This window comes from Desulfovibrio sp. 3_1_syn3 (genome assembly GCF_000145315.2).
Taxonomy (GTDB): domain Bacteria; phylum Desulfobacterota; class Desulfovibrionia; order Desulfovibrionales; family Desulfovibrionaceae; genus Desulfovibrio; species Desulfovibrio fairfieldensis.
The window spans coordinates 2,429,028-2,443,773 of record NZ_ADDR02000001.1; the positions used below are offsets into that span (position 1 = coordinate 2,429,028).

The following is a 14,746-nucleotide window of genomic DNA, read 5'->3' on the forward strand; positions in this document are numbered from 1 at the left end:
CACATGTCTCGTCTCTGCCAGGTCAAGGCCTCGGCCGGTTCCGGCAAAACCTATGAGCTGACCCGTTGTTTTCTGTTGCGCCTGATGGAGTGCGGGCATGCCTCGGGTGTGGCGGCCTCTCCGGCCTGCGCGCTGGCGCCGGAGGGCCGCCAGTGCGGTTGGGGCGACATCCTGGCCGTCACCTTTACCAACGCCGCGGCCGCTGAAATGCGCGACCGCGTCATCCGCCACCTGAAAAGCGCGGCTCTGGGTGCGCGCGCGGAAGACATTCCCCTTGATGCAGACGAGGCCCGCCGCTGGGTGGATGTTATCATGCGCGATCTGAGCGCCCTGAACATCCGCACCATTGACAGCCTGCTGCATCTTATCGTGCGGGCCGCCGCCCTGGAGCTGAATCTCCATCCTGATTTCCAGCCCGTCTTCGCCACTGAGGAGGCTCTGGCCCCCTACCTGGACCTTTTTATGGAACGGGCCTGGCGGGAAGACGCGGCCATGCGCGATCTTTTGCGCGAGGCCTGCCGGGCTCTGGTGGTGCACGGCCAAAGCAAGGGTTTTCTGGCCGGGGAAAAACTGCTCCGCCAGCTGCGGAATTTGCTGGACGATGTGCTGCTGGGGCGGTTCGAGGATCTGACGCCGGAGGCCGTTCTTAAAGAAAAACTTCAAGAAATGGATGAGGCCGCCGTGCAGGCCGCGCGGGAACTTCTGGCCTCCGCGCAGGCTGCGGGTCTGCGCTGGAAAAAACCGGCTCTGGGCGCTGTGGAACAGCTTTCCTGGGGCCAAGTGGAAAAATGTTCTTCCGCCTTTGCAAGTAAGGAAACAGCTGAAGAACTCTTTCTCAAAAATACCGTGGTGCCGGAAGCAACCGCGCAGGCCTTTGCCGTTTACTCGGCCCACGCCCGTCGCCGGGCCGGGGAAGGCTCGCTGATTGTCCAGGCCTTGCGCATCGCCCCTTTTGTGCGCCTGGCACAGGCTCTGGTGGCCGCTTTTCTGCAAAATCAGGAACAGGAAGGCGCGCTGCCCGGCCTGCTGGTGCCGCGTCTGGCCCGTGAAGTGCTGGAGGGCGAGCGCGGCGTGCCGGAAGCGCTCTGCCGCCTAGGCACGCGCCTGACCTATTTTCTGGTGGATGAATTTCAGGACACCAGCCGCGAGCAATGGCAGGCCCTGCGTCCCTTGCTTGAAGAGGCCCTGTCGCGCGGCGGCTCTCTGACCTGGGTGGGCGACGTCAAGCAATCCATCTACGGTTGGCGCGGCGGCGAGCCGGAGCTGTTCGACGCGGTCTTTGACGATCAGGGTCTGACGCGGCTGGCTCCCGGCGGGGAACGCCGCAATCTGCCCCGCAACTGGCGCAGCCGCCGGGAAGTGGTGGAGCACAACAACCGGATTTTTGCCCCACTGGAAAATGCGGCTACAGCGCAACGGGTGCTGGCCGCCCTGCTGCCCGGCGATACGCCCCCGGAAGTTCTGACTACGGCCACGCGACGCTTGAGCCGGGCCTTTGCGGGCGCGGCGCAGCAATGTCCGCCCAAGGCCCGGGAAGGCGGCTTGGTACGGGCCGAAGAGATTCAGGGCGCCACGCAGGACGACTTGCGGGATTGTGTGCTGGAACGCCTTTGCGATTTGTTGCGGGACGAAATCGGCCCGCGCAGGCTCTGGTCCGACGTGCTGGTGCTGGTGCGCGGCAATGAAACAGCCCGCGTGACCGCCGAAGGTCTGGTACATGAGGGCATTCCGGTCATCACGGAAAACAGCCTGCTGCTGGCGGAACACCCGCTCATTGTACAGACTGTGGCTTTGCTGGCTTTTCTGGACAATCCCGACGACGACATCGCCTTTTGGACCATGCTCACGGGTTCCATCGTGCTTGAACACCCGCAGGCGGCGGAACTCGACTGGGAAATACTGCACGGCTGGTGCGCGGAGCCGGGCCAAGGGCCATTTCATCTGCGTTTCAGACGGCGCTGGCCGCTGATCTGGCGGAACCTGCTGGCCCCCTTTCACAGTCAGTCCGGCCTGATGACACCCTATGACACGGTGCTGGAATGGTTTACGCGCCTGGACGTGGAAGCACGCTTTCCGGAAGCCCGGACGTTCCTGCGCCGTTTTATGGAAGTATTGCACAGCGCTGAAGAAAAAGGCCTTGCTACCCTGTCCACGTTTCTCGAGCATTGGCAAGACAAAAGCGGTGAAGAAAAAGTGCCCATGCCCGAAAACATGAATGCCGTGCGCGTCATGACTATCCACAAATCCAAAGGGCTGGAAGCTCCGGTGGTGATTCTGCCCTGGACCAGCTTCAACGTGCGCCCGTCAGGGCGTCCCGTTCTGCTGGAACGCGACGGACTGCGCATGGCGGTGCCCAATCGCAAGGCTCTGGGCGAAATCTACTATGAGGATCTGGCGCGGCAGGCTTGCGAAAATCTGGATCTGCTCTATGTGGCCTTTACCAGGGCCAGGGACGAACTGCACATTTTCCGTACCGGCACGCCGGGTCTGGACAACAAAAGCGGCTCGCTCTGCGCGGCCTTGGATATTCTCTGGCAGGAGGCCGAGTTGAGGCTGCCCTACAGCCGGGGCACGCCGGTGGAGTGCCCGCGCAACGGGGCAACGGACGACGAGATCTGCCCCGAGCCGCTTGCCGCGCCGCTTACCGAGGCGGCTGTACCGGAACAGAAATGGCGGCCCATGCAGTGGCTGCCCCGTTTAAAGATCTTCCGCAATCCGCTGGGCGGCTTTGCCTTCAAGGCCGAAGACCGCGGCAGCCTGCTCCATTTCTGCCTGGAGCATCTGCGCGTTACCGGGCAGGCGGAGGAGGACGCCAGGGCCGCCCTCTCTTTCGGCCTGCGCAACTATCCCCTGCCTGTGCCGGATGATCCGGCCCTGCGCGACTCGCTGGCCAGGGCTCTGGCCTGGTTCGCGTCCCAGCCCGAGGCAGGGCGCTGGTTTGAGCAGGGCTGGCCCGAACAGTCGCTTATGGACGAACAGGGCCATGTGCTGCGCATGGATCTGCTGGTGCGCGAATCCTGGGGACCGCTGGTCATCGACTATAAAAGCGGCCGCCTCGAAGCGGAGCACATCAGCCAAGTGCGCCGCTATCTGAGCTGCCTTGAGCAGAGCGGCGACTACGGCGGCACGGCGCGCGGCCTGCTGGTCTATCTGGATCAGCGTCGCTTCCAACTAGTGGAAGCGACGCGGGTTTCGCCTCTGTGCGAGACGTGCGGCGAGCTCCTGCCGTCGCCGGAGACCCGATTATGATGAACCGTTCGCCCTTTCTGATTTTTCCCTGGCAGCGGCCTTTTCTGCCCGATCTGAAAGCCGTGCTGGAAGATTGCAGCGGCGGCCGTTCCGGTTCCGCTCTGCTGATTGTGCCGCATAACCGCCCCTGGCGTTATCTTTTGCAGCTCTATGCCAAAGAGAGGAAGCCGCGCCTGCTGCCGAAGGTTCTCACCCTGGCTGATATGGTCAAGGTCTGGCGGGCTGGCACCAGCGACGTGCCCCTGCATACGGCCAACATGCTGGACCGCGTGGCTTTGCTGCACGGCTGCGTGCAGAACCTGACCGAGGATGACGCGGCTCTTTCCGCCCGGTTCGCGCGCATGGACATGGCGCTTTTTCTGCCTTGGGGCCTGCGCCTGGCCGCCCTGCTGGAAGAAATGCTCGGCCAGGGCCTGGAAACCGCGGACCTGGCCTATGTGGAGAATGAAGTGGCCGCGCCCGCGGCGGCTCTGCTGGGAGCCCTGGGGCGGATCGGCCGCGCCTATCTGGCGGCCCTGAACGAACGCCGATGGACCACGCCGGGGCTGGATCAGTACATGGCCAGCCGCCAGGCTTCACATATTCCGCCTCTGCTCGTGCCCGGTGCCGAAAGGCCGGTGCTGGTGGCGGGCTTTTCCGTGTTGAGCGGCACGGAGGATGTGCTGCTGCGCTCGCTCTGGCGGGCCGGAGCGCATATCTGCCTGCATACTGATCCTGCCTTGGCCGGAAATGAACCAGCGCACTGGGCCTGCGCCGAACACGCGGCATGGCTGCGTCGCTGGCAGGCCAGGGCCAAACCGGCTGTGGAGCCCGCCGCGCTGGAAGCGGCGCACAAGCCGCGTCTGTCCTTTTTCGCCGGTTATGACTGCCATTCACAGCTTCAGGCCATGCGTGACACGCTGGAAAAGGATACGAAGACGAACGGCCGCATGCCCTCCACCGCCGTGTTGCTCACGGACAGCGCCCTGCTCATGCCAGTGCTGCACCATCTGCCGGACAAGGACGTCAATGTATCCATGGGTTATCCTCTGACCCGCTCGCCCCTCAACCGCCTGCTGGACGCTCTGCTGCGCCTGCAGGAGGGACGGTCCGAGGATGGGCGCTATTACTGGCGTACCTTGCTGCAATGCCTGCGGCACCCCTATCTGAATATGCTGCGGATAGAGGACGAGAGCGGCCGAACGCTCTTTTTACGCGACGCCTTGCGCCGCCTGGAAGCTCTAGTCCGCACGGGCAACCGTTTTGTGGATCCGGCGGCTCTGGCCGACGAATGCCGCGCCGCTCTGCCCGCCCCGCTGGACACGTTGCTCTCCCAGTGCCTGGCCATCACGGTGGAAGCCTTGTCCGCCGCCCGCAGCACGGAAGATATAGCCGAATGCCTGCACGGCATCTGCGACTTTCTGTTGGCCTACGGCGGCGATATGTGGCGGCATTTTCCTTTGGACGCGGAGGCCATGTTCCGTCTCATGCGCCACGCCGCGCCCATCTTGCGTGAAACCTGTCTTGCGCAGACCCCTTTTCCTCCGGCCGTACTGCACGGCATCACCCGACAGGTACTAGAACAGGAGCGCGTGCCCTTTGAGGCCGAACCGCTCACAGGCCTGCAGGTGCTCGGCATGCTGGAAACCCGCCTGCTGCATTTTGAGCGCGTGCTGATCGTGGACGCCACGGACGACAAGCTGCCCGGCAATCCGGCCCAGGACCCACTGCTGCCGGATTCCCTGCGCCAGGTCCTCGGCTTGCCCGACGCCCGGCGACGCGAGCGCACGGCGGCGCATACCCTCTATCGCCTGTGCGCCGGGGCGGAGGAAGTTCATTTTTTCTGGCAGGAAGGCATCACCCGCTCCGCCCTTTTTGACGGCAAAAAAAGCCGCAGCCGCTTTGTGGAGCAACTGATCTGGGAGGAGGAACAACGCCGGGGAGCGCTGCTCACGCCCGGAGAGGAGCCTCTGGCCGGGGCACGTTGTACGGTGCGCGCCAGTCAGGTCTTGCCCAAAAGCCTGCCGCGCGGCGCGGGCCTGGACACGGCCTTGCAACATCTCTTGCGCGAGCCGCTTTCCACCACCCGGCTGGATGTCTATCTGCAATGCCCCCTGCGCTTCGCCTGGCAATATCTCTGCCGTCTCGCGCCCCAGCGGGAGATCAACGAGGGCGATGACCCGGCGGCGGTGGGGATATGCATTCATAATACCCTGCGCGCGCTGTACGAGCCCTATCTGCACAAGGAAGTAAGGCGGGGCGATATCTCCATGGAAACCGTGCGGGCCCGCTTTTACGAAGCTCTGGAAGCGGCGGACCTGCGCCGGATTTTGCCCGCGGATAGTTGCCTGATGCTGGAAACAGCCGCGCCGTTAAGGCTGGAACGCTTCCTGGCGCGGCAGCCCGAAAGCGCGCTGATCCTGGCTCTGGAAGAAAAGCTGAACGTGGATCTGGACCTCAACGGACAACGCTATGCCTTTACCGGCACCCTAGACCGCCTGGACCGGCGCGACGGCCTGCTGTATGTACTTGATTATAAGACCGGCACCATCAAACGCCATGACGGCAGCCTCTGGACCGACGCACCCTTCTTCGAAAGAGTGGCCCAGGCCTGCTCTGCCCCGGGAATAAAAGCGCAAACAGCCATGGGGGAAGACCGCATGTCGGCACTGTTTGAGGAGTTGCGCCAACGCCTGCCCAGCCTGCAACTGCCCTGCTACCTGTCCATGATCAAGGCAAAAAATATGGGCGCTCCCGGCGATGCGGCCCTGGTCGAACTCAAGGAAGACGGGGCGGAAATTCCCCTGTTCGGCGGCCTTGCGGAAGAAGACCTGACGGCTGCCCTTGCTTATTGCGATCTCAGCCTGGCTCTGGTCCTGCGCCATTTGGAAAGCGCCCCGCACTTCGCGGCCCGGCCGGACCGGCATTGCGCCTGGTGCCCCTATGCCGGTTTGTGCATGGCCTGAATCACGCAGCGTGAAAATCCGTTTACAATGATGGATTGCTCCTGCCGGCTGCCTTGCTTTTTCATAATCAGGCTTTACCCTTGCTGACGTCACGGCATAAAAAGGACAACATTCCGCGCAACTGCGCTCCCTTTTTTGAACTTTGTGAAAATATCCGCGAAACCAGCGGGAGACATTTTTTCGACATCACTCAAAAGGTCAGGCAGCGCCCGCGCTTAAATATAAATCAGATCATCTTTGTTTCCCACGGCTATGGAGAGATCACGGCCTCTTTTAATCTGCAAACCGATCTGAACGAATACTGGGATATCTCATATTCATTCGATGGATATACGAAAGAAAACCTTGTTGATTCGGTTATGGAGAGTCTGATGGAGCATAGAAAATCATGTCAAACGATGAAGGTGGCACATTTTTGTGAAGAACCCGCTGTTGAAAACAGCCTTTCCTGTTATAGTTAGTAAGTCTCTGCATTTCGCAGTGGACCGAATAGCGCGGCATTGCCCCACCCGGCATAAAAAAAATACCGCTTTCCGGCGCATTTTATTGCGTCTTGTGACTTTTCCCGCTATGCTTTCTGCCAGATGGTTGGGGATAACCGTCCCATGCCGACCGGGGGGGTCGGCGGCGGTAACCCCGCACTGGTTCAAGACGGAGGTCTTGTCATAATGCCCTTCCCTTCTTTGCAAATCGGCAATCTCACGGCTAAAGTGCCCGTTATCCAGGGCGGCATGGGCGTGGGTATCTCTCTTTCCGGCCTTGCGTCGGCGGTCGCCAATCAGGGCGGCATCGGCGTTATTGCCGGAGCCATGATCGGCATGAAAGAACCGGACGTGGCCAAAAACCCTCTGGAAGCCAATCTGCGCGCTCTGCGCAATGAAATTATCAAGGCCCGTGAACTTTCCAACGGCATCATCGGCGTCAACGTCATGGTGGCCCTGACCACCTTCAGCCAGATGGTGCGCACGGCCATTGAAAACAAGGCGGACATCATTTTCTCCGGCGCGGGTCTGCCGCTGGAAATGCCGCGCCATCTGCTCCAGCTTTGCGAGGAAAAGAAGGAGGAGTTCAAGACTAAGCTCGTCCCCATTGTTTCCTCGGCCAGAGCCGCCACCGTCATTGCCAAAAAATGGCTTTCCCGTTTCAATTACCTGCCGGACGCCTTTGTGGTGGAAGGCCCCAAGGCCGGCGGCCATCTGGGCTTCAAACCCGAAGAGATTCAGGATCCCGCGCATGCCTTGGAGGTGCTGGTGCCCCAGGTGGTGGATGCGGTTAAGCCCTTTGAGGACCAGTACGGCCGCGCCGTGCCGGTCATTGCCGCGGGCGGCGTCTATACCGGCGCGGACATCAAGAGATTCCTGGATCTGGGAGCTGCCGGAGTTCAGATGGGAACGCGTTTTGTAGCTACCCATGAATGCGATGCGGACGAGCGCTTCAAGCAGAGCTATCTTGCGGCCAAACAGGAAGATGTGACCATCATCCGCAGCCCTGTGGGCATGCCGGGCCGTGCCTTGTGCAACGACTTCATCAGCGCCGCGCGCGAAGGCCTGAAAAAGCCCTTCAAGTGCATCTTCCACTGCGTGAGCACCTGCCAGCAGGAAAAGACCCCGTATTGCATCGCCCAGGCCCTGATCAACGCCATGCGCGGCAATCTGGAGCGCGGTTTTGCCTTCTGCGGAGCCAATGTATTCCGGGTGAACAAGATCATTACCGTGGGCGAACTTATGGATTCCCTGCAGCACGAATTTGATGAGGCCATGAACTCGTTGAGCAAGAGCGTGCAGAATGTACAGTCCATACTGGGCTACGGCAACAAGGCGGAGCAGACGCTGTAAAACGGATTCGTAATAAGTAAAAACCGGCAGGGTGAGCATGATTAAAGAATTTCATGCATCCTGCCGGTTTTTCATTTTTGTGTCATCTGTCAGACAATAGTGCAATTTCAAAGAGAAATTGTTCTTGCGGCCGGGTAAGCAGACACCCGCCGCGTAGGCGCAGCGTAATTTATTTGCGCTATTAAGCGACGATCGGCAATGCAAGACGCCGTGGTACCCTGAATTGCAGGGGCACCACGGCGTTTTGTGAGCAACTTCGGCACGCCGGTCTTTTCAGTTCTTCAAGGCCAATGGCGCGAGCGGTTCAACCTGAAAATGTTCAGGCTTACTTGAACAATTCCCGTTCCGGCACGTCATGGTCGATACGGTCCTCCACCTCAATACCCTTGGGCGGCGTAAAGCTGAAATCCGAGGCCTTGAGTCGCATGTCGGGCTTGAAGGAAGTGAAACGCACCTCATTGGTGTTGCCGTAAAAATCCACGATGCTGGCCCGGCGGATGTAACCATTGTCCGGTTCCACCCAGATTAGGGCCTCCACCATCTGCGGAGCGGGTTCCTTGGGGTAGAGGCGCAACTTGGCCAGACCTTGTTCGCTGCCTTCGGGCTTGACGTCAAAATCCTTAGTCAGCGCCGCCTGGCCGGTGATCACCTGAATGATGCTGCGCGAATCCCGCACCAAGCCAGGCGGATAGCGGTAGGCCACTTCTTCATCCGGCAGATAATCCCAGATTTCCTTGGCCGTGACCACCAGGGTTTCCTCATGGGGTTTGGCGGTCTGCCAGCGGATCAACAGGGGTTTCTGAAACAAGAGGCTGCCCTGCCGCCGCTCCACCGAGCCGCTTTCTTTATGGGTGAGAGTCTGCTCAAAATCCGCTGAAAAGGAGTTCAGTGTCTCGTAGCGCTGCTGGATGACGGCGGCCAGATCCGCCGCATTGGCGGCGGGAGTCAGCCAGAGCAAGGCGCAGAGGGCCGTGCCCGCCGCAATGAACATGCCGGATATACGCATGGAACCTCCGCTGAAACGTCAGCTCGTTATCTGACCACGGGCCGGGGCTTGCTGCCGTCGGCCGGTCCGATGATGCCGTCCTGCTCCAGTTGTTCCACCAGACGGGCGGCACGATTGAAACCGATTTTGAAACGCCGCTGCACCAGAGATATGGATGCCCGGCCCTGTTCGCTGACAAAGGCCTGCACTTCGGGGTACAGCGGGTCCTGGGCCGCGTCGCCGCCGCCCACGCCCTGGCCCGTGGCGGTTTCCACGCCCCACTGGGCGAAGTCCACCTGATAAGAGGGACTCAGATGCCGCTTCCAGTGGGCCACCACGGACTGCACTTCCTCATCGCTCAAAAAAGGCCCGTGCAGGCGCTGCAAACGGCCGCCGCTGGGCTTGAAGAGCATATCGCCCCTGCCCAGCAGATGTTCCGCGCCCACCTGATCCAGAATGGTGCGCGAGTCGTGCTTGGACGTGACCTGGAAAGAAATGCGGCAAGGGAAGTTGGCCTTGATCAGACCGGTGACCACATCCACGCTGGGACGCTGGGTAGCCAGAATCATGTGAATACCCGCCGCGCGCGCCAGCTGGGCCAGACGCACAATACTGGTTTCCACCTCACGGGCGGCGGTCATCATCAGGTCCGCCAGCTCGTCGATGACAACAACCAGATAGGGCAAGGGCTCCAGATCCGCGAAATCCGGCGGCAGTTCATTCTTGAAGGCCGCCAGCTTCTGATTGAAGCCCGCCACATTTCGCACGCCCAGGCGGGCCATGGCCTCATAGCGGCGGTCCATTTCATGTACGGCCCAGTCCAAAGCGTTCTTGGCCTCGGCCATTTCCGTGACCACGGGGTGCACCAGATGCGGCTCATCAGCGTAAACCGCCATCTCGATGCGCTTGGGGTCCACCAACAAAAGACGCATATCCTGAGGCTGGGTGCGGTACAGCAGGCTGATCAGAATGCCGTTGAGGCAGACGCTTTTGCCCGCGCCCGTGGCTCCGGCCACCAGCAGATGCGGCATGCGGGTCAGATCGGCCATGAAAGGCTTGCCTGCAATGTCCTTGCCGAGAATCATGGTCAGCGGCCCGCATCCCTTGCGAAAAGGTTCGGAGGCGGCCAGTTCACGGAAATTGACGGTCTCGCGATTGTCGTTGGGGATTTCAATGCCCACGGTGTCCGAACCGGGAATGGGAGCCTGGATACGCACGGCCATGGCCTTGAGCGCCAGGGCCAGATCGTCACTGAGATTGGCGATACGGCTGACGCGGACGCCTGGGGCCGGGCGCACCTCATACATGGTCACCACGGGTCCGGGCGTAATACGCACCAGCTCGCCTTGAATATCGAAATCCTTAAGGCAGGCCATCAAGGCCTTGCCTTTGCCTTCGCGGTCCTCACGGCTGCCGCCGTGGGCGGCCTTGGGAGGCGGCGTCAACAGATCCAGAGCGGGCAACGGCACCGAGGCTTTTTTGCCCAATGCGGCGGAGATCAGATTGTCCCAGACACGTTTCTCGGGCGCGGCCTCACCCTTTGCGCTTGCCGCCTTGTCCGCCTGAACGGGCTGGCGAACTTCAGGAGCGGCGGGCGCGCTCTCCTCAGGCGCGGCTTCCGGTTCTTTTTCCGGGTTCGCCGCCGTGGAGACAAGGGGCGCGCCGCTCAAGTCCTCGGCCACGGCAAAGGGATCGTCGCTGTCGGCATCCACGGGCACAACGGATACGGCAGGCTCGGCTTTGCCTGCCCCGCTCTTGGCGGAACGCTTTTCCTCGTAGACCTCGGGCAGTGAATCCGCCGTGGGACGGATATCTCCCAGTTTATCCCGCCATTGGGTCAAAAAGCTCCATTGCGGCAAGCGCAACCGGGGCAGTTTCCAGGCTGAGCGGGGCATTTCAGGTTCAGAATTTTTTTCAGCACTCTTGAACCTGCCGTCAATACGTTTGCCGAGCTGACCACGCAACCAATGCCCGAAACGCGCGGCCAGGCTGAACCAGGAGATATTGCAGGCCAGTTGCAAACCCACCAGCAGGACGAACAGCCATAAGAGGGCCGAACCGCCGGGGCTCAGATAACGGCCGGCATTGTCGTGCAGGGCGCTGCCCACCATGCCGCCGCCCCAGAGATCGCCCAGTGAGAGATCCCAGGCCGCGCCCATGACCAGCAGGCAGATTGTCAGCAGGAAAAAACCACACCAGCGCCACCAGTGCAGGGCATAGGCAGGAGAAACGTAAGCCGCTCCCAGCGCGCCGAAGACCAGCGGCCAGAGAAAGGCGGCCACGCCAAAGACATCATTGAGAAAACCCGCCGCGTAGGCACCGAACAATCCGGCTTTGTTCTGCACTTCCACGGAACCGCTGACCACGTGGTTGAGGCTGGGATCATTGGCGTCGAAGCTGGCAAGACTGAGCAGCAACAACAATGCCCAGAAGAGCAGAAAAAGGCCGAACAGTTCGCGGCTGAATTTGTGGGCGTCCGTAGGGCTACCCTCCCGGACAAAGAACGGCTGCAATCATTCCCGGCCCAAATATTCCTTGGTGCGGGTATCCACCTTGATCCGGTCGCCGGTGTTCACGAAAATCGGCACCTGCACCGTGATGCCGGTCTCCAGCTTGGCGGCCTTGGTGACGTTGCTCACCGTGTCGCCCTTGGCGCCGGGTTCGGTTTCCGTGACTTCCAGCACCAGGCTCAACGGGATGTCGATATCCAGGGGGCTGCCCTTGTAAAGCAGCACGCGGCATTCCTGACCGTCCTTGAGAAAACCTTCCTTGCCGCCGGTGGAGGCCACAGGCATCTGCACCTGCTCATAGGTGGTCATGTCCATGAAAATCAGTTCGTCGTCCTGGCGATAAAGAAACTGCATGTCGCGGGTTTCCATGTCGGGCTTGCCCACTTTTTCGCCGGAACGAAACGTGATGTCCTGCATGCGTCCGGTAAGGATATTGCGCAGCTTGGTACGGACCATGGCCCCGCCCTTGCCGGGCTTGAAGTGCTGGAAATCCACTATTTCGTAGGGCGTGCCCTCCACTTCGATTTTAAGGCCCTTGCGAAAGTCGGTGGTTGAATACATGCGTCCCTCCTGCCATGCCGCGGCATGTTCTGTATTGGCAAAATTGCGCCGGTCTCAATTGCCAAGCGGCGCGAGAGCGGCTACCGTATGGCGGAAATGTTCTTCCGCGAACATGTGTAGTTCCGAATTGGATATATTTGTTGAAAACAGCCGTGTTGTCAAGACACAAAGTTCAAGTTATACATGAGGTTTTTATGAACATCAGTCTGACGCTTGAAACCACAGCCTATACCCTGGATCAGCTCCTGGCCCTGCCGGAAGCGCAAATCGCCCTGGCCGGGCGTTCCAATGTGGGCAAATCTTCCCTGATCAACGCTCTGGCCGGACGCAAAAAACTTGCCAAGGTCAGCGCCACACCGGGGAAAACGCGCTCCGTCAATTTTTACCGGGTGGAGCCCTACAACTTTTATCTGGTGGATCTGCCCGGCTATGGCTACGCCAGGGCCAGCCATGAGGAACGCCGAAAGTGGGCGAAACTGCTGGAGCACTATCTTGCGGATTGCAAGACTCTCAAGGCGCTGGCCCTGCTGCTGGATTGTCGCCTGCCTCCGCAAAAGCTTGACCTGGAACTAGCGTCCTTTGCCCGTGGCTGTTGCCTGCCGCTGCTGCCCGTCCTGACCAAGGCCGACAAATGCAGCCAGCGTGAACGCGCCGCCCGGCAAAAAGAATGGCAGGAACTGCTGAATGTCAAACCGGTACTGACTTCCTCCAGCAGCCGCCTGGGTATGGAGGAATTCTGGCGTGCCCTGATCGCGGCAGCCGGAACCGCTGAAGCCGATGGAGATGCAGCTGGAGAGTCGGAAGACGGCACCCCGACCATGTCGAGCTAGAGGATATCCGCTTTGAAATGCCATGCATTTCAAAGGTAACGTCATGCTTACTCCGCCACTTAAGCATGCTGCCTTGCACGCAACGATCGAGGACTCGCCAAGAGGAGAACAGCGCAAATAAATTAGGCTTACGGTTCGTAGCGCGAGGCTGCTCCCGAGCCTCGCCAGAGCATTTCAACGTTGAAATGCCCTGACGTACGCCAGGGTCAGTCCGCCTGCTGCTCCGCCGAGACGGCGTCCGGCTCCATGTGAATGATGATCCTGCCCAGCAGCGGCACGGCGACGCGCAGCTGTTTTTCCAGACGCACGCAGATGTTATGGACCTCCACCACGCTCAGCTCGCCGTTGATGCCGCAATGGAAGGAAATACAGATGCCCTGCTCCGGCAGCTCATAGGTGGAAAACTTGTGAGGGTCGCAGACCAGCGGTTCTTTTTCCACCGCCGCATGCACTTCCCGCCAAGCCAGCTCGGACAGGGGCACGGAAACGGCGGCTCCGGCATGCAGTGCGCTGGCCGCGCCCTCAGGTTCCAGATGGCTGACCACTTCCGCACCGGGCAGGGCTTGGCGCAAGTCTTCTTCAAAGGGACGCACCCGCGCGTAGGCCTCGGCAAAAGGCTGGGTGCCGGGCAGCTCCACATGCAGTTCAATGTGGAACAAAGCGCCGGTGCGCAGCACATGCACGTTATGCACCGCCAGGCCGTGCTCCGAAGCCGTGCGCTGCACCAGAGAAAAAGGATTCTCGTCCTTCCGGGAGCGGGAGCTTAAGGGCTCCACGTGCACGGTCACATCCGAGCCCGGCAGGATGGCGGCCACGGCCTGTTCAGCGTCATGGGCCAGCTTGTGTCCGTCACGGACGCGGATGCCCGGTTCCACGCCAATGCTCAGATCCACAAAGGTCTGCGGGCCGCTATTGCGCAAGCGTATCCGCCGCACCGCCGTGATGCCGGGCACCTGCCGCACGGCCTTGACCACCGCCCTCTGCTCCTTGGTCGAGCCTGAATCCATCAGCGTGTTAATAGACTCCACAGCCATGCTCAGACTGGCGCGGAAAATAAGCAGGGCCACCACCAAGGCCGCCACAGTATCGGCTTGGGCCAGCACCCGGTAAAGCGGTTCCGGCAGATTCAGGGCAGCGGCCAGCCAGACGGCCAGCACGCCGACCAGAACCACGGCCGAGGACAAGATGTCCGTGGAGAAGTGCAGGGCGTCGGCCTCCAGCGCCTGGCTTCTGTACTGGCGGGCCACCTTCCGCAGAACGCGCACACGGTTGATATCAATGCCCATGGAAACAGCCATGACGGCCACGCCCCAGAGCGAAGGAGTTATGGGACTGACACCCTCCAGAAGCCGCTGCACGCCTTCATAGACCACCCAGAAGCAGGTCAGGAACAACAACAGGGTTTCCGCCAGAGCGGAAAGATTTTCAACCTTGCCGTGCCCGTAGGGATGCCGACTGTCGGCCGGGCGGGCCGAAATGCGCACCGCCGCCAGGGTCATGGCCGCCGCCAGCAAATCAAGGCCGCTGTGAAGCGCTTCGGAAAGAATGCCCAGGCTGTTGGTGTACAGCCCCACGGCCAACTTCAAACCGGTCAGGGCAAAGGCCGCGAACAGCGAGGCCAGCGCGGCGCGGTGCTTTTCGGCGGCGCCGTCTTCGTGCCGAAGGCTCTCCATAACTACTCCCGATAAAAAAAGCCCCCGGAGGGGCTTTTTCGCTTCCTTTAGAGCATGCAAACTTGAAATGCTCGTTTACGGCGAGCAAAGCCCGCCTACTCGCATTTCGTGGCAAGGATTTGCAGACAGGTCCTTGCAGAGCAGTTCACGCATGAAAT

The 14,746-nt window shown here is 60.8% G+C and carries 9 protein-coding genes; 5 read left to right on the forward strand and 4 right to left on the reverse strand.

Features of this window, described 5'->3' with window-relative positions; translation table 11 throughout:
- The first annotated feature begins 3 nt into the window (after positions 1 to 3).
- From HMPREF0326_RS10320 to HMPREF0326_RS10335, 4 genes are all read left to right on the forward strand, one after another.
- Positions 4 to 3,249, forward strand: coding sequence for a UvrD-helicase domain-containing protein (locus HMPREF0326_RS10320; protein WP_008683980.1), 3,246 nt, complete (start codon positions 4 to 6; stop codon positions 3,247 to 3,249).
- Positions 3,246 to 6,194, forward strand: a complete 2,949-nt coding sequence (locus tag HMPREF0326_RS10325; protein ID WP_020990509.1) for a PD-(D/E)XK nuclease family protein — start codon at positions 3,246 to 3,248, stop codon at positions 6,192 to 6,194. The genes HMPREF0326_RS10320 and HMPREF0326_RS10325 overlap by 4 nt, the downstream gene beginning before the upstream one ends.
- 80 nt (positions 6,195 to 6,274) lie before the next feature.
- On the forward strand, positions 6,275 to 6,655 hold the full coding sequence (locus tag HMPREF0326_RS10330) for a hypothetical protein (RefSeq protein WP_008683978.1): 381 nt from the start codon (positions 6,275 to 6,277) through the stop codon (positions 6,653 to 6,655).
- Between the two features lie 207 nt (positions 6,656 to 6,862).
- A complete protein-coding gene (locus HMPREF0326_RS10335; RefSeq protein ID WP_008683977.1) occupies positions 6,863 to 8,029 on the forward strand; it encodes an NAD(P)H-dependent flavin oxidoreductase in 1,167 nt (388 codons plus the stop codon).
- A 325-nt stretch (positions 8,030 to 8,354) separates the two neighbouring features.
- Here the strand turns inward: HMPREF0326_RS10335 and lolA are convergent, their stop codons facing one another.
- Genes lolA through efp form a run of 3 tightly spaced genes read right to left on the reverse strand, consistent with a single transcriptional unit; the run spans position 8,355 to position 12,085 of the window.
- Positions 8,355 to 9,035 (reverse strand): outer membrane lipoprotein chaperone LolA, encoded by a 681-nt coding sequence (gene lolA / locus HMPREF0326_RS10340; RefSeq protein ID WP_008683976.1) that lies wholly within the window; start codon positions 9,033 to 9,035, stop codon positions 8,355 to 8,357.
- A gap of 26 nt (positions 9,036 to 9,061) precedes the next feature.
- Positions 9,062 to 11,527, reverse strand: a complete 2,466-nt coding sequence (locus tag HMPREF0326_RS10345) for a DNA translocase FtsK (protein ID WP_008683975.1) — start codon at positions 11,525 to 11,527, stop codon at positions 9,062 to 9,064.
- Complete coding sequence (gene efp, locus HMPREF0326_RS10350; RefSeq protein ID WP_008683974.1) at positions 11,528 to 12,085, reverse strand: elongation factor P; 558 nt, start codon at positions 12,083 to 12,085, stop codon at positions 11,528 to 11,530. It abuts the gene before it with no gap.
- Between the two features lie 14 nt (positions 12,086 to 12,099).
- Here efp and yihA point away from each other — a divergent pair, with 14 nt between their 5' ends.
- Positions 12,100 to 12,915: a ribosome biogenesis GTP-binding protein YihA/YsxC gene (gene yihA / locus HMPREF0326_RS10355; protein WP_232221525.1), complete on the forward strand. Its 816-nt coding sequence runs from the start codon at positions 12,100 to 12,102 to the stop codon at positions 12,913 to 12,915.
- Positions 12,916 to 13,121: 206 nt separating this feature from the next.
- On the opposite strand, the gene HMPREF0326_RS10360 is transcribed toward yihA, so the two are convergent.
- Positions 13,122 to 14,588 carry a cation diffusion facilitator family transporter gene (locus HMPREF0326_RS10360; RefSeq protein ID WP_008683970.1) on the reverse strand — a complete coding sequence of 489 codons (1,467 nt, stop codon included), beginning with the start codon at positions 14,586 to 14,588 and terminating at the stop codon, positions 13,122 to 13,124.
- Positions 14,589 to 14,746 lie beyond the last annotated feature (158 nt).